14 protein-coding genes are annotated in these 23,921 nt (G+C 67.0%); 8 read left to right on the top strand and 6 right to left on the bottom strand.

Annotated features, from left to right (window positions below):
* Positions 1–126 precede the first annotated feature (126 nt).
* Together FKV23_RS11080 and grxC are read right to left on the bottom strand one after the other, a co-directional pair.
* Positions 127–519, bottom strand: a complete 393-nt coding sequence (locus FKV23_RS11080; protein ID WP_141623893.1) for a carboxymuconolactone decarboxylase family protein — start codon at positions 517–519, stop codon at positions 127–129.
* A gap of 126 nt (positions 520–645) precedes the next feature.
* Positions 646–930: a glutaredoxin 3 gene (gene grxC, locus FKV23_RS11085; RefSeq protein WP_244243987.1), complete on the bottom strand. Its 285-nt coding sequence runs from the start codon at positions 928–930 to the stop codon at positions 646–648.
* A 246-nt stretch (positions 931–1,176) separates the two neighbouring features.
* Between grxC and FKV23_RS11090 the strand changes: the two genes are divergently transcribed.
* The 5 genes from FKV23_RS11090 (at position 1,177) to ppx (ending at position 9,027) form a co-directional block, all read left to right on the top strand.
* Entirely contained in the window at positions 1,177–2,826 is a 1,650-nt protein-coding gene (locus FKV23_RS11090; RefSeq protein WP_407067625.1) for a M48 family metalloprotease, read from the top strand.
* Between the two features lie 303 nt (positions 2,827–3,129).
* Positions 3,130–3,825, top strand: coding sequence for a phosphate regulon transcriptional regulator PhoB (phoB, locus tag FKV23_RS11095; RefSeq protein ID WP_141623895.1), 696 nt, complete (start codon positions 3,130–3,132; stop codon positions 3,823–3,825).
* Positions 3,826–3,914: 89 nt separating this feature from the next.
* A complete protein-coding gene (gene phoR / locus FKV23_RS11100) occupies positions 3,915–5,249 on the top strand; it encodes a phosphate regulon sensor histidine kinase PhoR (RefSeq protein WP_141623896.1) in 1,335 nt (444 codons plus the stop codon).
* A gap of 7 nt (positions 5,250–5,256) precedes the next feature.
* Positions 5,257–7,371: a polyphosphate kinase 1 gene (gene ppk1 / locus FKV23_RS11105; protein WP_141623897.1), complete on the top strand. Its 2,115-nt coding sequence runs from the start codon at positions 5,257–5,259 to the stop codon at positions 7,369–7,371.
* 126 nt (positions 7,372–7,497) lie between these two features.
* Positions 7,498–9,027, top strand: a complete 1,530-nt coding sequence (ppx, locus tag FKV23_RS11110) for an exopolyphosphatase (protein ID WP_141623898.1) — start codon at positions 7,498–7,500, stop codon at positions 9,025–9,027.
* A gap of 127 nt (positions 9,028–9,154) precedes the next feature.
* Here the strand turns inward: ppx and FKV23_RS11115 are convergent, their stop codons facing one another.
* Complete coding sequence (locus tag FKV23_RS11115) at positions 9,155–19,258, bottom strand: FimV/HubP family polar landmark protein (protein WP_141623899.1); 10,104 nt, start codon at positions 19,256–19,258, stop codon at positions 9,155–9,157.
* Positions 19,259–19,719: 461 nt separating this feature from the next.
* On the opposite strand from FKV23_RS11115, the gene FKV23_RS11120 reads away from it, so the two are divergent.
* From FKV23_RS11120 to FKV23_RS11130, 3 genes are all read left to right on the top strand, one after another.
* Entirely contained in the window at positions 19,720–20,103 is a 384-nt protein-coding gene (locus FKV23_RS11120; RefSeq protein ID WP_141625171.1) for a helix-turn-helix transcriptional regulator, read from the top strand.
* A gap of 166 nt (positions 20,104–20,269) precedes the next feature.
* Entirely contained in the window at positions 20,270–21,415 is a 1,146-nt protein-coding gene (locus FKV23_RS11125; RefSeq protein WP_141623900.1) for a glycosyltransferase family 4 protein, read from the top strand.
* Positions 21,393–21,956 carry a phosphatase PAP2 family protein gene (locus FKV23_RS11130; protein WP_141623901.1) on the top strand — a complete coding sequence of 188 codons (564 nt, stop codon included), beginning with the start codon at positions 21,393–21,395 and terminating at the stop codon, positions 21,954–21,956. The genes FKV23_RS11125 and FKV23_RS11130 overlap by 23 nt, the downstream gene beginning before the upstream one ends.
* An 18-nt stretch (positions 21,957–21,974) precedes the next feature.
* Here the strand turns inward: FKV23_RS11130 and FKV23_RS11135 are convergent, their stop codons facing one another.
* The 3 genes from FKV23_RS11135 to trmD form a co-directional block, all read right to left on the bottom strand.
* The gene (locus FKV23_RS11135) at positions 21,975–22,376 is read right to left on the bottom strand and encodes an RNA-binding S4 domain-containing protein (RefSeq protein WP_141623902.1); all 402 of its coding nucleotides are present in this window, start codon (positions 22,374–22,376) and stop codon (positions 21,975–21,977) included.
* 204 nt (positions 22,377–22,580) lie between these two features.
* A complete protein-coding gene (rplS, locus tag FKV23_RS11140; protein ID WP_141623903.1) occupies positions 22,581–22,982 on the bottom strand; it encodes a 50S ribosomal protein L19 in 402 nt (133 codons plus the stop codon).
* Positions 22,983–23,107: 125 nt separating this feature from the next.
* Positions 23,108–23,917: a tRNA (guanosine(37)-N1)-methyltransferase TrmD gene (gene trmD / locus FKV23_RS11145; protein WP_141623904.1), complete on the bottom strand. Its 810-nt coding sequence runs from the start codon at positions 23,915–23,917 to the stop codon at positions 23,108–23,110.
* Positions 23,918–23,921 lie beyond the last annotated feature (4 nt).

Genomic DNA, 23,921 nt, shown 5'->3' on the forward strand with positions numbered 1-23,921 from the left:
AACCGCGCAATTATGCCTGAGACGCCACATCTTTTCAGATGCAACGATTGTCGAAGGGCCGGGAATAGGGAACCGGCGACACCCTCAGGAAGCCGTCGCCACCATCATTTGCCAAGCGTCGCGCGCTCAGCCATGGTCGTGACCGGCAGCGCCGGGCACCGCCCCGCCCTGCTCCAGTCCGTCCAGGAAAGCGACCGCGCGGCGCATGTGCGGGATCACGATCGAGCCGCCGACCACCAGGCCGACCGAGAACGCCTCGAACATCTCTTCGCGGTTGACGCCGGCCTCGCGGCACTGGGCGACGTGATAGCTGATGCAGTCGTCGCAGCGCAGCACCAGCGAGGCGACCAGGCCGAGCAGCTCCTTGGTCTTCACGTCCAGTGCGCCGGCCTTGTAGGTCTGGGTATCGAGCGCGAAGAAACGACGCACCACCTGGTTAGGCTCGGCCAGGATGCGTTCGTTCATGCGTTGGCGGAAGTCGGTGAATTCGGCGATGCGATCGTTGTGCTTTTCGTTCATTGGAATTGTTCCTGGATGAGCCAGGAAGGCCGCCCCTGGCGACACGCTCTCGGCTTCGGATACCCCGGCCCGGCCAGCCTTGGCCGGGCGTTCGCAGGCGCAGGCGGCAGCGGCGTCCAGGCGCGCCTACTTACTCCCTTCAAACAATGGCTCAAGACCGCCGGCACGGTGCAGTGCGATCATGTCGTCGTAGCCGCCGACATGGGTGTCGCCGACGAAGATCTGCGGCACGCTGGTGCGCCGGGCGCGCTCGATCATGCGCTCGCGCTCGGCCGGATCGAGATCGATCCGGACCTCCGTCCAGCGCTGCCCTTTGCTCTTGAGGAAGTTCTTGGCCGCCACGCAGTACGGGCAGATCGCAGAGGTGTAGATGGTGATCTCGGGGGCAAACGTGTCGGATGGGGTGCTCAAGACAGGCTCCTGGGAAACTCTGGGGACATGCCGCGGTCCAAGCATGTCGATGCAGCGGCAATATGGGCACGGTCGCAGCCGTTTTCCAGTTGCACGCCCCGCCGCGGACAGGACGCATACGTGGCAGACTCGGGGTCGCGGGCGGAAGCGGCAGGCTGCAGTTAACCGCCGATTCACGTCACCGGCCCCGTATCGGCCCATTCTCGAACCATCCACGCCATCCGGCCCAGACCCGCTGAGACTCCCTTGCGCCGCATTCTGCCACTTGCCACCGCCGTCACCCTGAGCCTGGCCACCATCTGCGCGCCGGCCCAGGACATGCGGCTGCCCGACATCGGCTCGTCCGCCGGCGAACTGCTGAGCCCGGCCCAGCAGGAGCAGTACGGTGCGATGCTGCTGGCCCAGCTACGCCACTACGAGTACGTACTGGAAGACCCGCTGATCGACAGCTGGGTGGACACCATGGGCAGCCGACTGGCCGCAAACAGCGACCGGCCTGAACAGCCGTTCACCTTCTTCATGCTGCGCGACCGGCAGATCAATGCCTTCGCCACCCTCGGCGGTTACATCGGCCTCAATGCCGGCCTGGTGCTGGCCAGCGAGCGCGAGGACGAGGTTGCCGGTGTGCTCTCGCACGAAATCGCCCATGTCACCCAGCATCATGTGCTGCGTGCGGTCGAACGCGCCCAGCGCGACCAGTTGCCGATCCTGCTGGCGATGCTGGGCGCGATCGCCGCCGCACAGGCCGTCGGCGGAAGCTCATCCGGCAATGCCACCCAGGCGGCCATGGTCGGCGCGATGGGCCTGCTTCAGCAGCGACAGATCAACTACACCCGCTCCAACGAGCAGGAGGCCGATCGGCTCGGCATTCGGACACTCTCGCGCAGCGATTACGACCCCACCGCGATGGCGGACTTTTTCGTCACCATGCAGGCCAAATCGAGAACGAACGCGGCCAGCTATTACGACGACCTGATCCCCGAATACCTCCGGACCCACCCGATGACCTCGATGCGGATCACCGAGGCCAAGCAGCGGGCCGAGCAGATCAGCCGCGACAACCGCAACGGCCAGGTCTGCGTGCGCGACCCCGAGGGCCCGGACCAATGCCGCCAGGACGGTTCCGGCCGCCCCCGCTACGACACCGAAGGTTCCCGCAACCCGCTGCTGCCGTGGAATCTTCGGCCGGACCTCACCGCTACCCGCAGCGGCAGCACCGGCCACTACGAGCTGGCCCGCGAACGCCTGCGCGTACTCAGTGCCAACACCCCCGATGCGGCCGTCAGCGAGTACGACGGCATCGCCCGCAACAAACCGCTGACCGAAGCGCAACAGTACGGCCGTTCGATCGCCCTGTTGCGGGCGGGCAAGACGCGCGAGGCCGCCAACGCCCTCTCCGGCCTGCTCGACGCCCGACCGGGCGATACCTGGGTGACGCTGGGCTTGGCCGAAGCCGAGGCCCGCAGCGGCCAGCACGACTCGGCCGATGCCCGCTTCGAAGCATTGCTGCGCCAGTCGCCTGACGACAGGCCCACGGCCCTGACCTACGCCCGCATGCTGGCGGAGCGCAATACGCCCGAGGCCGGGCGCCGCGCACAGGCCGTACTGCGCCCGCTGCTGTCCCGCTCCGGCGAAGACCCGGGATTTCAGGCCGTGTTCGCGCGCGCCTGCGAGATCGCCGGGGACGAGATCCGTGCCGGCGAGGCGTATGCGGAGGCCGCCTACCTGAACGGCCGTCCCGAGATGGCCCTGGCCCGACTCAACATCCTCAAGAAACGCGACGATCTGGACTATTACGCTCGCGCCCGGATCGAGTCGAGGATCGCGGCGATCACCCCGATCGTGCTGGAGCTGCGCCGGCAGGGGATCCGGGACGAGGATCTGCGCAGGCGCTGAGAGTCCTGCAGTCGTTCGTTCAACGCCCGAAGCGGCAGCAGACAGCCGACAACCGGGATTCCCGGCAGCGTTGTCACAAAGCTGTCACTAAACGGTAGTGTACTGATGCCGCTTCGGAGGCCCGGCTCGGCCGGACCCGGCGATGCACGTCGGACGCATCGTCCCGGCGCGTGCGGGATTCTCTCTCCCCCGCATGTGCTCGGCGAAGCCGGACCGGCCCACGCCGGCCCGTCGGCTCGGGAATCCGCCAGGCCAGCATGGCTTTCCGAGGTGGCTTGCTTCGACCCCCCCACTGGTGACCGCGTGCAAAAGCGCATCCTGATCGTAGAAGACGAACCCGCCATCCGTGACATGGTCTCCTTCGCCCTGCGCAAGGGCGAATACGAGCCGGTCCACGCCGGCGACGCCCGCGAGGCGCAGACCGCCATCGCCGACCGGATCCCCGACCTGATCCTGCTCGACTGGATGCTGCCCGGCACCAGCGGCCTGGAACTGGCCCGGCGCTGGCGCAAGGAATCGCTGACCCGCGAGATCCCGATCATCATGCTCACCGCACGAGGCGAGGAAAACGACCGCGTCGGCGGGTTGGAGGCAGGCGTCGACGACTACGTGGTCAAGCCGTTCTCGGCACGCGAACTGCTCGCCCGCATCCGTGCGGTACTGCGGCGCTCGCGCGACGACGACGAGGACGGCAGCGTCGCGGTCGGCGCCCTGCGCATCGACGGCGCCGCGCATCGCGTATTCGCAAGCGACCAGCCGGTGCAGATCGGCCCGACCGAGTACCGCCTGCTGCACTTTTTCATGACCCATCCCGAGCGCGTCTATTCGCGCACCCAACTGCTCGACCATGTATGGGGGGGCAGCGTCTACGTCGAGGAACGCACCGTCGATGTGCATATCCGCCGCCTGCGCAAGACCCTGGAACCTCACGGACTGGACGGAATGGTGCAGACCGTGCGCGGCTCGGGATACCGGTTCTCGGCCGCGGCAGAGATCTGAAAAAGCGGGTGAAGAGTGGAGAGAAGTGAGAAAAGAGTAGTAAAACGATCTTCTCTCACTTCTCACTCCTCCACCCTCTCTACTGTCCCATGCCTCCCCGCACCCGCTCCGCCTGGTTCCGCACCCTCGGCCTGCTGGTCGTGATCCTGACTGCCGCGGTGGTGGTGGGCCTGCTGACCGGGCAACTGTTCCCGGTGCTCACGGCAACCGCGCTCGGCATAGTGGCCTGGCACTACTGGCGGCTGCGCAAAGTGCTGACCCGGCTGACCGCGCGGCAGCGGCTGTCGCCTTCCAACAGCAACGGGGTCTGGGACGAGCTCGACCGCCTGCTCTATCGCGGACAGGCCGAGATGCGCGGCCGCAAGCGCCGGCTGATGGAGATGCTGCGGGCCTACCGGGCCGCCGCTGCTGCGCTGCCCGACGCGATCGTGGTGGTCGAGCGCAACAGCCAGCGCATCCAGTGGTTCAACGAATCCGGCAGCCGCCTGCTCGGGTTGCGCTATCCGGACGACATCGGCGCCTCGTTGGTGCAGCGCTTGCAGCCGTTGCCGCTGGCGCACTGGATGGCCGCGGGACGCAACGCCGAGGCGCTGGAAACGATGTCGCCGCTGAACCCGGCCATCACCCTCAGCCTGCGTCTGATCCCGTACTCGGAGAATCTTTGGCTGCTGGTGGCACGCGATGTCAGTCGCCTGCTGCAGCTGGAGCAGATGCGTCGCGATTTCGTCGCCAACGTCTCGCACGAACTGCGCACACCGCTGACCGTGATCCACGGCTATCTGGACATGCTCGACCCGGAAGAACAGCCGGACTGGCAACCGATGCTGTCGGAAATGCAGCGGCAATCGCAGCGGATGACCCAGCTGGTGGAGGATCTGCTGACGCTGTCACGGCTGGAATCGCAGGATCACCTACCCGGCGAGGAAGTGGTATCGATGAGCTCGATGCTCAACACCCTGCGTCGGGAAGCGCTGGCGCTGAGCCAGGGCCGGCATCAGATCGAGGTCGACGATGCCATCGACATCGACCTGTACGGCTCGTCCAAGGAACTGCACAGCGCATTCTCCAACCTGGTCAGCAACGCGGTACGTTATACGCCGGCCGGCGGCCGCATCGAGATTGCCCTGCGTGCCGACGACCACGGCGGCGCAGTACTGCAGGTCACCGACAGCGGCTACGGCATCCCGGCCAGCCACCTTCCACGCATCACCGAGCGCTTCTACCGGGTCTCCACCAGCCGCTCACGCGAGAGCGGCGGTACCGGCCTGGGACTTGCTATCGTGAAGCATGTACTGAACCTGCACGAGGCCACTTTGGATATCGCCAGCGAAGTCGGCCGCGGCAGCACCTTCGCCTGCCACTTCCACCCGAGCCGGGTAAGACGGCGCGATATCGCCGGCGGCAGACAACAGGCTTCCGCCTGAGAGACCCATGGACGAAGCCAGCAAACCCGCACCGCCCGCCGACACGCCCCATGCCGCGCCACCGCACGACGCCCGGCTATACGACAGCGCGTTGTATTTCAATCGCGAACTGTCCCAGCTGGACTTCAACTTCCGGGTGCTTGCGCAGGCGGAGGACAAGCGGGTGCCGCTGCTGGAGCGGTTGAAGTACCTGTGCATTTCCTGCACCAACCTCGACGAATTCTTCGAGATACGCGCCGGTTCGCTGCGCCACGCCCACGACCTCGGATTGATGCCTCACGCCGATGGCCTGGCGCCGGCTACGGTGCTGGCGCGCATCCACGACCGTGCCGCCGAACTGGTGAGCTCGCAGTACGACTGCTGGAACAGGATCCTGCGTCCAGCTCTGGCCGAGGCCGGGGTGCGCGTGCTCAGCCGCGACGCGTGGAACGCGCGCCAGAAGCGCTGGCTGCTGGCCTACTTCCGCGATGAGGTCATGCCGGTGCTGTCGCCACTGGGCCTGGATCCGGCGCATCCGTTCCCCAAGATCCTCAACAAGTCGCTCAACATCGTCGTCGTGCTGAAGGGACGCGATGCGTTCGGCCGCGATGGCAACCTTGCCATCGTGCGCGCACCGCGCTCGCTGCCGCGCATCATCCAGCTGCCGGAGAGCGTCTCCGGAGGGGCCAACGACTTCGTATTCCTGTCCTCGGTACTGTCGACTTTCGTTGACGAGCTGTTCCCGGGCATGGAGGTCAAGGGGGCCTACCAGTTCCGCGTCACCCGCAATTCCGAGCTTTTGGTCGACGAGGAAGAGGTAGACAACATCGCCCTCGCCCTGCGCGACGAACTGGTCGGCCGTGGCTACCTGCGCGCGGTGCGGCTGGAGATCGCCGAGCAGTGCCCCGACGACATCGTGCGGACGCTGCTGGAAAACTTCGACCTCAACGAGAACGCGGTCTACCGGATCAACGGCCCGGTCAATCTGAACCGCGTGACCCAGGTCTACGACCTGGTCGCACGGCCGGAACTGAAGTTTCCGCCATTCCAGCAGCGCCAGCTGCCCGGCACCGAGGCGATGTTCGACCGCATCAATCGCGGCGACGTGCTGTTGCATCATCCGTTCGATGCCTTCACCCCGGTGCTGGAACTGCTGCGGCAAGCGGCGGAGGACCCGCAGGTGCTGGCGATCAAGCAGACCCTGTACCGCTCCGGCAAGGGTTCGCCGATCGTCGAGCAGTTGATCCAGGCCGCGCGCAACGGCAAGGACGTGACCGTGGTGGTGGAACTGCGCGCGCGCTTCGACGAGGAAGCCAACCTTGGCTTCGCCGACCGCCTGCAGGAAGCCGGCGTGCAGGTGGTGTACGGCGTGGTCGGCTACAAGACCCACGCCAAGATGCTGCTGGTGATCCGCCGCGAGGACGGTCGGCTGCGCCGCTACGTGCATCTGGGTACCGGCAACTATCACCCTGGCACCGCACGCCTGTACACCGACATCGGCCTGATGACCGCCAACCCGGAAATCGGCAACGACGTCCACCTGATATTCCAGCAGTTGTCGGGGCTGGCGCCGTCGATCAAGCTCAAGCGCCTGTTGCAATCACCGTTCACCCTGCACGACGGCATGCTCAAGCGGATCGAACGCGAGACCCAGCATGCACGCTCCGGCCGTCAGGCCCGGATCGTGGCGAAGATGAATGCCCTCAACGAACCACAGGTGGTGCGTGCGCTCTACCGCGCCTCGCAGGCCGGGGTGAAGATCGACCTGATCGTGCGCGGTGCCTGCACCCTGCGCCCGGGCGTGCCCGGCGTATCGGACAACATCCGGGTGCGCTCGATCGTCGGCCGCTTCCTCGAACACCACCGTGTGTACTGGTTCGCCAACGACGGCCAGCCCGACCTGCTGTGCTCGAGCGCAGACTGGCTGGAGCGCAACCTGCTGCGCCGTGTCGAAACATGTTTTCCGATCCTCGATCCGGCCCTTGCCGAACGCGTACATGCCGAGGCCATCGCCAACTATCTGGCCGACAACGTCAACGCATGGGAGTTGCAATCCGATGGCAGCTACCAGCGACTGTCGCCATCCAGCGGCAAGCCGCTGCATTCGGCGCAGGCGGCACTGCTGGACGCAATCAACGGTTGACAGCCGCTTCCGGCGGCATCTTCCGGACGCCCGCAATGTGTCCAGAAGCCGGTGCCGGCGGCCATGGGAGAAAGTTCTTTTGATCGCGGACTATCCATCGACAGCCCGGTCGGCGATCATTCGCACATGAACGGACTGCTCCACGCGGCACGACTCCCGCTGAAAGACGGCGACCTGGTCGCCGCGGTGGACTTGGGGTCCAACAGTTTCCACATGATGGTGTCCCGCTACACGCTGGGACAGCTGCGACTGGTCGACCGCCTGCGCGAGTCCGTGCGCCTGGCCGAAGGCCTCGACGGCAAGGGCGGACTGTCAGTCGAGGTCCGCCGGCGCGCCCTCGACTGTCTGGCACGCTTCGGCCAGCGCCTGCGCGATATCCCACCGCAACGGGTGCGCGCGATCGCCACCAACACCGTGCGCCGGCTGTCCGATCCGCAGGGCTTCCTGATTCCGGCCGAGACCGCGCTCGGACATGCTGTCGAGGTAGTGTCCGGCCGCGAGGAGGCGCGCCTGATCTATTTCGGCGTCGCCAATGCGCAGCCGCCAAAGCCCGGGCAGTTGCGGCTGGTGATCGACATCGGCGGCGGCTCCACCGAATGCATCATCGGTTCGGGCTTCGAGGCGATCGAACGTGAAAGCCTGCAGGTCGGTTGCGTCGCCAGCACCCGTCGCTTCTTCGGCAATGGCAAGCTGTCGAAGAAAAAATGGAACGCGGCACTGGCCGAGATCAGCGCCGAGTTCCAGCAGTTTGCCGGCGCCTATCGCGCACTGGGCTGGGACGAGGCGATCGGCGCCTCGGGCACGATCAAGGCAATCGGCGAGATCTGCCGCTCGATGAAGCTGACCAAGGGCGCGATCACCGCCGAGGCGCTGCCGCAGGTGCGCGACCGGCTGCTGCAAGCCTCGACCATCGGCGACATCGACCTGCCCGGCCTGTCCGGCGAGCGCCGGCCGGTGATCGCTGGCGGCATTCTGGTGCTGCAGGCCGCGTTCGACGCACTCGGTCTGGAGCGGATGATGGTCAGCAAGGCCGCGATGCGCGAGGGCGTGCTGTACGACATGGTCGGCCGTGGCGGCGCGCATGATCCACGCGAATCGGCGGTGGCGGCGCTGATGCAGCGCTACGGCATCGACGCCGGCCAGTCCGCGCGGGTCGAAGCGACCGCACTGCGGCTGTTCGACCAGGTCGCCGCAGCGTGGACGCTCGACGAGGACGACCGGGTCATGCTGGTCCACGCCGCGCGCCTGCACGAGATCGGCCTGGCAATCGCCCACAGCCAGTACCACGTGCATGGCGCCTACCTCGCCGAGCACTCGGATATCTCAGGCTTCTCGCGCCAGCAACAGCAGTTCCTGGCCGCTCTGATCCGCGCCCACCGCCGACGCATTCCCAAGTCCGCGTTCGACTCCCTGCCCGACCGCCTGCTCAACCCGGCGCGACGCAGCACCGCCCTGCTGCGGCTGGCGGTGTTGATGCACCGCTCGCACGAACCCGACCCGATCCCGCGGCTGGACCTCTCCGTCGAAGGCAACCGGCTGTCACTTACCCTTGCGCGCCGCTGGCTGGAGTCGCGGCCGCTGCTGCAGGCCGACCTGGAAAGCGAAGCCGACGACATCACCGGGCTGGGCATCACGCTGGATTACGCCGCGGCCTGAAACCACAAACGACAACCGGGCTCGAACCCGCAGATCCACGCCCGGATGTCGATGGCCCGCATGGAGTGTGTCCACCGGATCACGGGGCGCCGTCCATGGCGCTTCCTACTCCCCGCTCAGTCCGGTCTCATTCGCAGGCCACTGCCGATGCCGTGGCATCCGGATCGGCGGGCTTGAACGGTCCGTAACGCTTGACGTAGTCGCGGGTATGCCGACCGACCACACCTCTGGCCTCGGACACCGGGATCGCTTCGATCGCCGCCGGACACGGGATGTCCATCGCGACGTTGCTCTTCAGCCGGTTCATGTTGTTGCCGATGAACGCGGGCGGATTGCCCCGGTACAACGCCACCATCCTCTGCTCGGGAACGCCGGTGTTCATGCGACTGGCGATCCCGCTCACGGAGTCGCCTTGTACCACGGTATAGCTCGCACACTCCGTGACCGGCTCAGGCGCGGGCTGGAACTTGCATATGCCGCCCGGTGCCGGATCCGTCGGTGCGGCGGCGCCTTCTCCCATCGCCGCAGTCGCAGCGGCGCCTGCAACGATTGCAGCTGCTGGATCCAGGCCACGCCCGTTCCTGGCATCGGTCGCGGGCTCCGGCTCGATGACCGTTGCCGGCACCGGTGCCGGACGCGCCGCCGCGGTGGCCGGAGTGCCGCCCCAGGTGGTGCGCATGCCGACACCCACCGTATTGCCACGATCGTCGCCGCCCAGATCACCACGCAATTCGGCGAAAGCCATCGTCGCCGGGGAGAACGCGTAGGCCAGGCCCACGCCCGCATTCACACGGCTGCGATCAGGCGAGTAGCCCACCGTCGAGAACCCGGGCACCTGCGCCGCGGCAAAGCGGTTCATCGTGCGCGGACGACTGTCGTTGAGGTCGTGCAGGTAACGCACGTCGAAGGTCGGCATCAGGCGGCCACCGCCGGCAGTCTGGAAGTTACCCGAAGCACGCACCCCGACACCGGCGGTAATGGTTTCGTAATCGGCCGACTCGACACGCAGGTTGGCATCGTCGCCACCGCGCTCGGTGAAGCTGTTGATCTTCACGTTGTGGTAGTAGACGCCCCCGAGCGGCTCGATCCTCCAGTCGCCACTGCCGAAGCGCAGACCGGACTCGAGCATCGCGTACATGCCGTTGCCGCTGAAGTCCGAACGCGCGGTGCGCTCGAACACGCCGACCTCGATGTTGCGGCGGCCATCGTAGTCCTGCCGGCTCACGCCCGCCGCCCCCTGCACCCACCACGACTCCGGCGCATAGGCGAAGTGCACGCCGAGGTTGGCATGGTTGGTGTCGATACGGTCGCCGCGGCGGTCGATGTCCTGCTTCGACTGCGCCGCGCCAAGATGGCCGCCCCAGAGGAAGTCGTCGGTGGCCTGGTAGTTCAGACCAATGGCAAGGCCGTGCAGGCGGGTATCGACTGCAGCCAACTCATCACTGTCGAAGTCCGCGCTACCGCCGTAGGCAGTCGCCCAACCGGTGAACGAGCCGACCGGCTTCTCTTCTTCACGACCGAAGTCGAGCTGCTGGCCGATGCTGCGCTGCAGCCGCTCGGCACCGAAGCGGGCCACGCTGAGCGCCGAGGCATAGCTCTCGCCGGTCAGGGTATCGAACATCCGCGGTGCCTGGTCCTCGGTCACACCGCGGGCTGCGGAGACCAGTTCGTCGAGTTCGCCCTGGTCGCGGTCGGCGATCGTCTGCAACGCATCCGCCACCGACTGCTGGTTGTCAGGCAAGTTCGGGAACTCGTTGAAGGCCGCCTGGGCAAGCCGCAGGTAGACGTCGTTGCCCTGCGTCACCAGGCTGGCCCGCAGGAACGGCAGTACGTCCTGGGTGACGCCGTCAAAGGCACCATCCACGCTGCCAGCCGACACGATCAGGTAGTCGGTGCTGTTGGCATAGCTGCCGGCCTGCGGCAGCGCCACCACCTGGCCACCATTCAAGGTTGCGGTGCCGCTGACGGCGATCGAATCGGTCGTGCCGTCACCGTCCTGGCGCAACTGCAGGGTGGAGGTGGACGTAGTGGTCAGGCCGCCCAGGTTCAGCACGCTGCCCGGCATGCCGCTGCCGGCTGCCACACCGGTGGCGCCTTCCAGACCGCTTGGCGCGATGGTGCCCAGCAGCAGCAGGTCGCCCTGCAGCGTGCCGGCGCCGACCAGGACGCTGTCCTCGCCCACCGTCGCATTGCCGGCGAGGGTGCCATCCAGGACCAGGGTGCCGTTGTCGATGTCGCTGTTGGCGAAGTTGCCGGTGGTGCCCTCGCTGACGATCAGGGTGCCGCCACCGGCCAGTTCGAGATTGTCGAAGTTGACCAGCGAGCTGGTGGGCAGGATGCCCTCACCGTCGCCGACCAGGGCCAGCAGATTGTCGCCGTCGCCGGCGTCGACCATACCGGTGATGCCTTCCAGGTCACCCAGGTCGCTGACCAGAGTGTCGTCGCCATCACCGAGATTGACCGTACCGGCAATCGGGCCGACCACGGTCAGTACGTCGCCACCGTCGCCGAAGTTGGTGATGGTGCCTTCTGCAGTGGTCAGCGAAGCGTTGACCGGACTGCTCACGTTGAGCATGCCGCCTTCGACCGCCAGGATGCCGTCGAAACCGGTCAGATCGCCGCCCAGGGTCAACGTGCCATCGTCCGTTTTGGTCAGCCCGCTGGTGTCGTCGCCAGACACTGCACCGCTCAAGGTCAAGTCGTTGTCGCCGGCCACGGTCAGAGTGGCTTCGGACAGGATCATGACGTCGTTGCCGAGGTCGACCCCGTCCATGCCTGCAGTCAGTGAAGCGTCGTCGATCACCGACAGCGTGCCGGTGCCCAGGGCCGTATCGCTGCCCGCCTCCAGCGTGCCGCCGCCCAGCTCGACGCCACCGGCGAAGGTGTTGTCGCCGGTCAGGCTCAGCGTGCTCGGGCCGTCGAATGCCAGTGCGCCGTCACCCGAGATCGGACCGTTCAGGCCCAGGTCGTGGGTGCCGTCCACGTCCAGTGTGGTCCCGTCGGCCAGCGTCACGGCGTTGTCCAGCTCGATGCCGTCTTCCGTCGTCGCCAGTGTCGCGTCGCCGGTCACATCCAGCGCGCCGGTGCCCAGCGCGGCGTCATGGCCCAGCGACAACGTGCCGCCGCCCAGATCAAAGCCACCGCTGAAGGTGTTCGGGCCGCTCAGATCCAGCGTGCCCGGGCCATTGAAGCCCAGTCCGCCAGCACCACCGATCGGACCCGACAGCCCCAGATCGAAGGTGCCGTCGATATCGAGCGTCGTGCCGCCCGCCAGCGCGATCGTGTTGCCGATGTCCAGACCGTCGACGCTGGTACCCAGCGTCGCATCACCCGTTACGACCAGCGTGCCGGTGCCCAGCGCCGCGTCATGGCCCAGCGACAACGTGCCGCCGCCCAGATCGAATCCGCCGCTGAAGCTGTTCGGGCCGCTCAGGCCCAGCGTGCCCGGGCCATCGAAGCCCAGGCCGCCAGCACCACTGATCGGACCCGACAGCCCCAGATCGAAAGTGCCGTCGATATCGAGCGTCGTGCCGCCCACCAATGCGATCGCATTGCCTATATCCAGACCATCGACGCTGGTGCCCAGTGTCGCGTCGCCGGTCACGTCCAACGTGCCGACGCCCAGCGCGGTGTCATGGCCCAGCGACAACGTGCCGCCGCCCAGATCGAATCCGCCGCTGAAGCTGTTCGGGCCGCTCAGGTCCAGCGTGCCCGGGCCGTTGAAGCCCAGGCCGCCAGCACCACCGATCGGACCCGACAGCCCCAGATCGAAGGTGCCGTCGATATCGAGCGTCGTGCCGCCCGCCAGCGCGATCGTGTTGCCGATGTCCAGACCGTCGACGCTGGTACCCAGCGTCGCATCACCCGTTACGTCCAGCGTGCCGGTGCCCAGCGCGGCGTCATGGCCCAGCGACAGCGTGCCGCCGCCCAGATCAAAGCCACCGCTGAAGGTGTTCGCCCCGCTCAGGCCCAGGGTGCCCGGGCCATTGAAAGCCAGTCCGCCAGCACCACTGATCGGACCCGACAGGCCCAGGTCGAAGGTGCCGTCCATATCGAGCGTCGTGCCGCCCGCCAGCGCGATCGTGTTGCCGATGTCCAGACCTCCAACAGAGGTCGCCAGCGTCGCGTCACCGCTCACGCCCAGCGTGCCGGTACCGAGTGCCATGCTGGCCCCCAGGCTCAGCGTGCCGCCGCCGAGATCGAAGCCACCGGTGAAGCTGTTGTCGCCGCTCAGAGTCAGCGTGCTCGGGCCGGCGAAGCTCATTCCGCCGTCGCCGCCAATGAGGCCATCGAGCGTGAGGTCGTTGCTGCCGCCAATCGCGAGATTGAAGCCCGCGCCCAGGTTCACGTCGTTGCCCAGCGTCACTGCCGCGGTGGCATCGAGCGTGGCATCACCAAGCACATCGAGCGAGCCCGTCCCCAGCGCCAGGTCGCTGCCGACGCCCAGCGTGCCGTTGACGAGGTCGACACCGCCGGTGAACGTGTTGTCACCGGACAGCACCAGCGTGCCGAAGTCGGTCTTGACCAGGCCACCGGTGCCGCCGATCTGTGCCGAAATCGTGCCGATCATGCCCGGATCGACCCGGATGATCGTGTCGGCGGTATCGGTATTGAGCACGCCAGCGAGACCACTGACGATGCTGTAGCCATCGGTCGCGATCTGCAGGCCGGTGAAATCGACCGGGCCTTCGACCACCACGGTTCCGGCCGTGCCCTGGAACACGGCGAAGCCACCGAGCCAGGCGCCATTCGTATCGCCGTTGGTGTTGGTCCAGTTGGTGGTCGGAGTCGCGCTCCAGATGCCATCACCGCCATCGACACTGCCGTTCGCAACGATATTGATGCCATCCCAGAACTGCACCAGCGCGCCGTTGCTGACCACCAGGTTGACCTGGCTGGCCACGCCGGTCTGCACTTCGACCCCGTCTGGCGCGATGAATGCCGGCAGTGTGCCGATGTCCAGCCCGTTGTCGGTCAACGTGCCGCTGTAGCCGATCAGCGTGTACGCACCCGGACCGAAACCGCCGATGTCATTGACGTTGAGGGTGCCGTCCAGGGTCAGGTCTCCGTTGGCCGTGATCAAGTCGTTGCTGCCGCCGGCCACGCCGAGGTCGTAGTTGAGCACCGCTCCGCTGTCCATGAGCAGCGAGCCCATGGTCAGGGTGCCGGCGCCGCCGATGGCACCCGGGTTGAGGGTGCCGGAGAGGCTGACATCGCCGAGACTGCCGCCACCGGTCAGGGTGGCGCCGGCCTCGATGGTCACAGGCGAAACAAGCGAGCCGCCGACATCCAGCGTGCCGCTCAGGATGCTGGTGCCGCCGGTATAGGTGTTGACACCATCGAGCGCGAGCGTGCCGGTGCCGTCGAAGCTCAGGCCACCGGTGCCACCGATCGCACCGGACAGGCTCAGATCGTTCGCACCGCCGACGCCCAACGTCGTTCCACCGCCGAGGTTGATTGCATTGCCCACGTCGAGACCGGCCACGCCCGCCAGCAGCGAGGCGTCGCCGGTGACGTCGAGCGAACCGGTGCCCAGCGCGGTGTTGGCGCCCAGGCTCAGCGTGCCGCTGCCAAGGTCGAAGCCGCCCGCGAACGTGTTCGCACCATCGAGCGCAAGCGTGCCGATGCCATCGAAGCCCAGGCCACCGTCGCCGGCGATGATGCCCGACAGGCTCAGGTCGTTCGCCCCGCCAATGCCCAACGTCGCGCCCGCCACCAGGTCGACCGCGTTGCCGATATCGAGCCCGGCCACGCCCGCCAGCAGCGAAGCGTCGCCACCCACCGACAACGAACCGGTACCCAGCGCGGTGTTGGCACCCAGGCTCAACGTGCCGCTGCCGAGATCGAAGCCGCCCGTGAACGTATTCGCGCCATTGAGCGCAAGCGTGCCGGTGCCGTCGAAGCCCAGGCCACCGTCGCCGGCGATGACACCCGACAGGCTCAGGTCGTTCGCCCCGCCAATGCCCAGCGTCGCGCCCGCCGCGAGGTCGACCGCGTTGCCGAGGTCGAGACCGGTGACGCCCGCCAGCAGCGAAGCGTCGCCGCCCACCGACAGCGAGCCGGTGCCGAGCGCGGTGCCGGTGCCGAGGCTCAACGTGCCGCCACCGAGATCGAAACCGCCACTGAAGCTGTTGGCGCCGTTCAGGCTCAGCGTCGCCCCGCTCAGGCTGCCGTCGAAGCTCAGGCCGCCGGTGCCGCCGATCGCTCCGCTCAGGCTCAGGTCGTTGCTGCCGTCGATACCGAGATCGAAGCCCGCGCTCAGGTCGATCGCGTTGCCGATGTCCAGGCCCGCGACGCCGGTCGCCAGCGTCGCGCCACCGAGCACAGCCAGCGAACCGGTACCCAGCGCGGTGCCGGTGCCGAGACTCAACGTGCCCCCGCCCAGGCCGAAACCGCCGCTGAAGCTGTTGGCGCCGCTCAGGCTCAGCGTGCCGGTGCCGTTGTAGCCCAGGCCGCCGCTGCCGCCAATCGCGCCCGACAGACTCAGGTCGCCCACACCATCCAGGTTCAGCGTCGCCGTGCCGCCGAGGTCGATCGCGTTGCCGAGGTCGAGCCCGGCGATGCCGGCAAAGAGGTTGGCATCGCCGCCGACCGAGAACAGCCCGGTGCCAAGCGCGGTGCTGCTGCCGAGGCTCAACGTGCCCGCCGACAGACCGAAGCCGCCACTGAAGCTGTTGTTGCCACTCAGCGAAAGCGTGCCGGTGCCATCGAAGCCCAGGCCGCCACTGCCACCGATGTCGCCACTCAGCCCGAAGTCGAAACCACCGCCCAACCCCAGGGTTGCGCCGGCACCGAGATCGATCGCATTGCCGATGTCCAGACCACCGAGACTGACGCCCAGTGTGGCATCGCCGGTCACGCCCAGCGTACCGGTGCCGAGCGCACCGGAAGCGCCAAGCAGCAGTCCGCCGGCCGACAGGTCCACGCCACCGCTGAAGGTGTTGGCTCCGCCCAGGCTCAACGTGCCGAGGCCGACCTTGGCGAGGGAGCCGGTGCCCCCGATGATGCCGTCGAAACTGCCATCGAGACCCAGGCCGCCCACCGACAGCAGATTGCCGCCGAGATCGATGCTGCCGCTGCCGGTCAGGTTGCCGAGCGATGCATCGAAGCCGTTGAGCCCCAGCGAGCCCGACGCACCGAGATTGAACGTGCCGCCGCTGAACAGACCCGCCGAAGCCGCATCGCCGAACTGCAGGGTGCCGAAATCGACCGAGACACCGACACCCGCGCCCAGCAAACCGCCGCCGAACAGACTCAGCGTGCCGTCGTTGCCGGCCGTGCCGATGTTGAGCGTCGCGCCCGCACCCAGGTCGAGACCGCCGCCCCAGCCCGCGCTGAGGCCACTGCCGACCGACAGCGTGCCGCCCAGCCCGGCGCCGAGGTTGAGCGCATTGCCGAAGGTCCCGCTGGCGCCGAGGATCAGTTCGCCACCACCGAGGTTCACCGCGCCCGTGCCGAACGCACTGAGATGGGTGGCCAGCACACTGCCACCATCGAGCGCGAACCCGCCGGTAAAGGTGTTGGCACCGCCCAGCGTCAGCAGGCTCGGACCGCCAAAGCTCAGGCTGCCGTCCCCGCCGATGATGCCGCTCAGGCCCCAATCGAAATCACCTCCGAGCGCCAGATTCGCTCCCGCAGCCAGGTTGATGTCGTTGCTGAAATCGAAACCGTCGAAGCTGGCACCGAGGGAAGCGTCGCCGGTGATGTCGAGCAGCCCTGCGCCCAGGGCGGTCGCGCTGCCCAGTTCCAATGTCCCGCTGGCCAGGCTGAAGGTGCCACCCCAGAGCGAGTTGTCGCCGCTCAGGCTGAGCACGCCGGAGCCATTCATCGTCAGGCCACCAGTGCCGCTCAGATTGCCTGCCAGACCCAGGTCATTGATGCCGCCAAGGGAAAGGTCGGCATTGAGGATCATCGCATTCGCGAGTGTCACCGCCGCACTCGACTCGAGCATGGCCGCGCCACTGACCGTCAGCGCACCACTGCCCAGTGCCAGATCGTGACCGACGCTCAGGATGCCGCCGCCCAGATCAAGTCCGCCGCTGAAGGTATTGGCGCCCGACAGCTCGAGGGTGCCGCTGCCGTTCCAGTTCAACCCACCGCTGCCGCCGATGATGCCGCTGAAACTCGAATCGAGCCCGGTGGCGCCGAGCGACAGGAAGCCGGTGCCGAGTCCCAGACTGCCCGAACCGCTCAGGCTGCCCAGCGTGGTGTTGATGCCGTTGAGGTTGAATGCGCCCGAACCGCCGATGTTGAGGTTCGCGCCACCGAGCAGGCCGCCGTCGAATCCGGCGCCCAGGCCCACCGTGCCGAAGTCGGTCGAGAGATTCGCGCCCGCACCGATGGACGAACCTGCCCCCCAGTCGAGGGTCAGGCCGCCGGTCGCGGCCGCCGTGCCGAAGCCCAGCGTCGCGCCGGCGCCCAGATTGAAATCGCCACCCAGGCTCGCGTTGAAACCGGCATCGGCCGACAGGTTCGCGCTCAGGCCGCCGGCAAGGTTGAAGGCATTGGCGAACGTGCCGTTCGCGCCCAGCGTCACCGAGGTGCCTCCGCCGAGGTCGACCGCACCGGTGCCGAACGCGCCGACGTTGCCGGCGAACACGCTGCCGCTGTTGACCGCAAGTCCACCTGCGAAGGTGTTGGCCCCCGACAGCGAGAGCAGCCCGGAGCCGTTCCAGCCCAACCCGCCGCTGCCGCCGATGATGCCGCTGAAACTGGAGTCGAGCCCGGTCGCGCCGAGCGAAAGATTGCCGGTCCCGAGCGACAGGCTGCCGGAACCGGTCAGGCTGCCCAGCGTGGTATTGATGCCGTTGAGGCTGAAGGTGCCCGAACCGCCAATGTTGAGGTTCGCGCCGCCGAGCAGGCCGCCGTTGAATCCGGCACCCAGGCCCACCGTGCCGAAGTCGGCCGAGAGATTTGCGCCCGCACCGATGGACGAACCGGCGCCCCAATCGAGGATCAGGCCGCCCGTCGCAGCCCCGGTGCCGAAGCCCAGCGAAGCGCCAGTGCCGAGATTGACGTCGCCGCTCAGGCTCGCGTTCAAACCGGTACCGACCGACAACGTCGCATCGGCGCCACCGGCAAGGTTGATCGCGTTGGCGAATGTCCCGTTCGCGCCCAGCGTCAACGCGCTGCCCGCACCGAAATTGATCGTGCCCGTGCCCAATGCACCGGTACTGCCCGCGAACACACTGCCGCTGTTGATCGCCACGCCGCCCGAGAACGTGTTGGCGCCTGACAACGAAAGCGTGCCGGTGCCGTCCCAGGCCAGCCCGCCACCGCCCCCGATGACACCGCTGAAAGTCGAATTGAGCCCGGTCGCGCCGAGCGACAGGGTGTTGGCGCCGAGATCGACGGCGCCCGCGCCCGAGAGCGACCCGAGAGTCATCGCACCGGAAGTCAGGCCGCTCATGTCGAGACTGCCGCCGGCATTGAGCGTGAGCTGGGCAGTGCCGCCCGTGCTCGAGCCAAGGAAGCCGAGGGTGCCACCGCTGTTGACGCCGATCGCCGCGTTGCCCGCGGTGCTCGTGTCGCTGAAGCTCAGGTTGCCGCCTACGGTCAGGTTGGCGTTGCCCGCCGTGGCAGCGCCGCCAAAAGCGAGATCGCCGCCCAGCGCCACGTTGAGGTTGGCGGTTCCGGCCGTGCTGCCGCCAAGGAAGTTGGCGGCACCGCCACTGGCGATGCCTATCGTCGCGGTTCCGGCGGTGGCGGTGCCGTCGAAACCGAGATTGCCGGCGGCGCCAACGTTGATCTGTGCATTGGCCGCCGTCGTGCCGGTGCCGTTGAAGTTGAGCGTGCCGGTGCCGGCTGCACCGCCGACATTGAAGACATGCTGGAATATCGAATTGTTGACGATGCCGGTCCCGGTGACGTTCAAGCTGGCGCCGGTGAGACTCCCCACGTTGAACGTGTGCAGGGCGTCGGTCAGGGCCGTGAACTGGATCGTCTCGATCGAACTGTTGCTGCCATCGCCAAAGGAAATGGTGCGCGGAAAGAGGAACGAGGTTCCAAACGTCGCCGTCCCGGTCGGGACCGTCCCGCCGCTCCAATTCGTACCAGTGGTCCAGAATCCCGCTGCGGGCCCGCTCCAGGTCGCGTCCTGTGCGGCGACCTTGGGGCTGACCAGTTGCAGCGCCACCAGCAACGGCAATGCCAGTGCGATGCTGCGGCTGAGGGGATGGCGGCGGATACGGCGTCCGCGACGGATTCTTCTGCTACGAGTCGGCTTCGACATGGCTCACTCTCCCTGGACGCAATCGGCTGCAGGTACCGCTTCGGCACCCGGCGTGCTGAGGTGGTGGAGTGGAAACGACTACCGCGACCCGCATCGCGGATTCCATCCCAACCCGGAGGATCTGGTGAGCGATCACTCGATGTGACCGCTCGCGCAGATCCGCATGTCCCCGTAAGCAATTCGTAAAGACGTCACTTGGGCAGTAGTACCCGCGCTGGCCTTCCGAACGGTTCGCAGGCTGTCTCCGCAAGAATCAAGGAGGCGTGAACCCCATTCATTGTTGAGTGTGCTAAATCAATAACTCATCCAATCGATATCGCGTATCGAAATCGTCGCGGCCATGTCTTTCCAGGATGGCGTTATCGATACCGGATACATCCGCATAGCGAATCACTTACCCGTAATCGCCACCGGACATCCAAAACCCACACAGGACACAAGGAACGATGAGCTCAGCGAAGATGACCTCAGTCCTCCCCCTTTGCGACCGCATCCGCCGCGCCAGGACACTTTCCAGAATGTCGCAGCAGGCACTGGCCGAGGCCGTAGGTGTGCAGCGTGGCGCAGTGGCTCAATGGGAGCGGACCCATGGCAGCCACCCTTCGATGCACCACCTGGTCGAGATAGCGATAGCGACCGGGGTCTGCCTTGAATGGCTGGGTACAGGACGCGGACCGATCCATCCGGCGGAAGACAGCTGGACGCCAGCCGTCAACATTGGCGACTACGCCCACGATGACATCGAGGCGCAATGCCTGGCATCGCTTCGGCGCATACCGTCGCGAGTCCGCGAACAGGTCGCAGGCATCATCGGGCTCGTGGCGGCCAATTACCCGAAGGAGTGATCCCGTTCCGGCAAATCGGGATTGCCGATATCGACCTCCCGAAGACCTTGCGCCGCAGACAACCTGAGGCATGACGTCACACCCATGTCACCGGACTGACATGGAGGATTCACCGGCACACCGCATCCTCTCCCAAACCCCATCATGGGCTGGGGGAGATGCGTGCATGCGCTACGCCATCGTCACCGAGACCTACCCACCTGAAATCAACGGCGTCGCCCTGACCGTAGAGGGGCTCGAGCGCGGTCTTCGCGACCGCGGCCACGAAATCGGGGTGGTCCGCCCGCACCAGGGCAATGGCGACACACCGCAGAAGTACCAACTTCTGGTGGCCGGCATGCCCCTGCCCCGCTACCCGGGGCTGCGCTTCGGCCTGCCCTGCGCGCGGCGGCTGGCCGCACATTGGCGTGCAACGCGACCGGACGCAATCTACATCGCCACCGAAGGCCCGCTGGGCTGGTCGGCGTTGCGGGCGGCACGACGGCTTGGCATTCCGATCGCAACCGGCCTGCACACCCGTTTCGATGAATACATGCGCGACTACGGCCTGCATGCACTGACCGGTACCGCACTGGGCTGGATGCGGCGCTTCCACAACCGCGGCGATGCCACCGTGGTACCGACCCGCGAACTGGCGGGATTCCTGCAATCGAACCGCTTCAGGAACGTGGTGCGGCTGCCGCGCGCAGTCGACACCCGTCGCTTCGACCCGTCCTGGCGCAACGACGCATTGCGCGCGCAATGGGGAGTCGCAGGCAACGGCCTGGCAGTGGTCTACATCGGCCGCATCGCCGCCGAGAAGAACCTCGATCTGGCGGTTCGCACGTTCCGCGAGATCCAGCGCCGGCGGGCAGACGCCCGCTTCGTCTGGATCGGCGACGGGCCTGAGCGCGCGCGATTGCAGCAGCAGAATCCGGATTTCGTGTGCTGCGGCATGCAGCGTGGCGAGGCGCTGTCCAGGCATTGCGCCAGCGGCGACCTGTTCGTGTTCCCGAGCCGCAGCGAAACCTTCGGCAACGTCACCCTGGAAGCGATGGCCAGCGGGGTGCCCACCGTGGCCTTCGATTACGGTGCCGCACACGAGCACCTGCGCAATGGCACCGATGGTTTCGCCGTGCCCGATGGCGATGACGACGCCTTTGTCGCCGCGGCGCTGCGGCTGGCCACCGACGACACCCTGCGCCGGGCCTGCGCACAAGCCTGCCGCGAATCCGTCAGCTCGCTGCGGCCGGAACAGGTCGCCACCGATCTCGATGCCCTGCTTGAAGGCCTGACCACGGAGAGACGCCATGCAACGCCTGCCTCTGCGTAAGCGATTGATCGATGGAGTCCAGCACGGCGATTCGGGATGGTGCCTGCGCGCCAACCGCTGGGCCGAACAGCGCTTGAGCTCGTGCACTTACTTCGCCGCGGTCAGCCGGCTCGGCGACGGCGTGTTCTGGTACGTGCTGATGGCCGCGCTGATCGTTTTCGACGGCATGAACGGATTGGCCGCCTCGGCCCACATGGCCGCGACCGGCCTGATCGCGCTGGTCCTGTACAAACTGCTCAAGCGCTGGACCCGACGCCCGCGTCCGTTCGCGTCCGATCGCCGCATCCATGCACTTATCGCGCCACTGGACGAGTTCAGTTTCCCTTCCGGACACACCCTGCATGCAGTGGCCTTCAGCATCGTGGCCTGTGCGCACTACCCGCTGCTGGCCTGGCTGCTGGTGCCGTTCGTCGCCAGCGTGGCGTTGTCGCGGGTGGTGCTGGGATTGCACTATCCAAGCGACGTGCTGGCCGCGACCGGCATCGGCATCGCGCTGGCGGCTCTGTCGCTGTGGATGGTGCCAGGAGTCAGCCTGTTCTGAGCGTCCTGTGCACGTCGCTCAACTCGCGTCGATGTCGCCCAGTGCGCGGATCAGCCGACGCGCACGCTTGTCGGGTTTGCTCTCCGGCGCGTGGTAACCGGCATTGGCAGCCGCACGCAATGCGCGGTCCTGTTCGCGGGCCTGCCGCGATGCCTCGCTTTCCTCGTAGAGGGCCTGCGCCACCTTGGCCGGGCCACGGGTATCGCTGATTCCACGCACCTCGATCTCGAACACCTCCTGCGCGCGCGCCACCCGCAGCGTATCGCCCACCCGCACCGTGCGCGAAGGCTTGGCACGCTGGCCTCCCACCTCGACCTTGCCGGTCTCCACCGCCTGTTTCGCAAGGCTGCGGGTCTTGAAGAAACGCGCCGCCCACAGCCACTGGTCGAGACGGACGGTCGGCGTGATGTCGGAAGTCATTGCAAACCCGGTCGATTACGGCCCACGTGGTTGAAATGGAGGCGAGTCCAGCCCTATCAAGCACCGCATTCGGGCAGCAGGAACCCAAAGCCCCGCGCCCGGATACCAAGCGTTACACGTGGTGTCCAGGGATGGGCTGCAAAATGAAAACGGCCGCCTCGGGTTGCCCCGGGCGGCCGTCTGGCGCGTTGGAAAGCGCCGGAATTACTCGGCTGCGGCTGCTGCCTTCTCGGCCTTGGCCTTGGCCACCGCCGACAGGTCTTCCTTGATGCGGGCCTTCCTGCCTTCCAGACCGCGCAGGTAGTACAGCTTGCCGGCACGGACCTTGCCGCGGCGCTTGACGTCGACCGAGTCGATGATCGGGCTGTGGTTCTGGAACACGCGCTCGACGCCGTAGCCGTGCGAGATCTTGCGCACGGTGAACGAGGAGTTGAGGCCGGCGTTCTTCTTCGCGATGACCACGCCTTCATAAGCCTGGACGCGTTCGCGGTTGCCTTCCTTCACCTTGACGTTGACGACGACGGTGTCGCCAGGGCCGAACTCGGGCAGCTGGCGCTGGGCCTGTTCGGTTTCGAAATCCTGCAGGAGCGTATTGAGGGTGGTCATGGTCTTGGCCTGTTGATGTCGCTTTTCTAGGCCGCCGGTTCCCGGTAAATGCGGATACCGGACGGCGGTTGTTGCGCGAGTGCACGTGGACCCGCGTCATGGCATGGGCAGAGCTAAGCGGCGAATTATAGCGGCTTTTTTGTCCCGGACGCCAGTGGCCCGGGGGCTCCCGAAACTACGCCTCCCTCCCCGCTGGCCCGCCATTCATCCAGCAGGCGGCGATCGGCTGGCGACAGCGCCGCCTCGTCGAGCAGGTCAGGGCGCCGCGCCCAGGTCCGGCCCAGCGCCTGCATCCGCCGCCAACGGGCGATTTCGGCATGGTTGCCGGACATCAGCACGGCCGGCACGGTGCCGAGTTCGTGCTCGACCGGACGGGTGTAGTGCGGGCAGTCGAGCAGGCCATCGGCCTCGAAGCTGTCCTGGATGGCGGATTCGGCGTCGTTGAGGGCACCGTCCTGCAGGCGCGCCACCGCGTCCACGACCACCGCCGCGGCCAGCTCGCCGCCGGACAGCACGTAGTCGCCGATCGAGATCTCCTCGTCGACCTCGGCCCGGATCAGGCGCTCGTCGACGCCCTCGTAGCGACCGCAGAGCAGGACCAGGCGGTCCAGCGCAGCCAGCTCGCGGACCTTGGCCTGGTCGAGCGGGCGCCCCTGCGGGCTCATGTAGACGACACGCGCCGGCGGCCGATCGTCTACGTGCCCGGCCGCTTGTGCAGCCCGTATCGCCGCCCGCAGCGGCTCGATCATCATCACCATGCCCGGTCCGCCGCCGAACGGGCGGTCGTCGACCCGGCGGTAGTTGCCCTCGGCATGGTCGCGCGGGTTCCAGCCATGCAGCGACAGCAGCCCACGCTCACGCGCTCGCCCGACCACGCCGAAACCGGCGCACTGGTCGACGAACTCGGGAAACAGGCTGATGACGTCGATACGCATGGGG

Source organism: Lysobacter alkalisoli (assembly GCF_006547045.1).
GTDB lineage: Bacteria > Pseudomonadota > Gammaproteobacteria > Xanthomonadales > Xanthomonadaceae > Marilutibacter > Marilutibacter alkalisoli.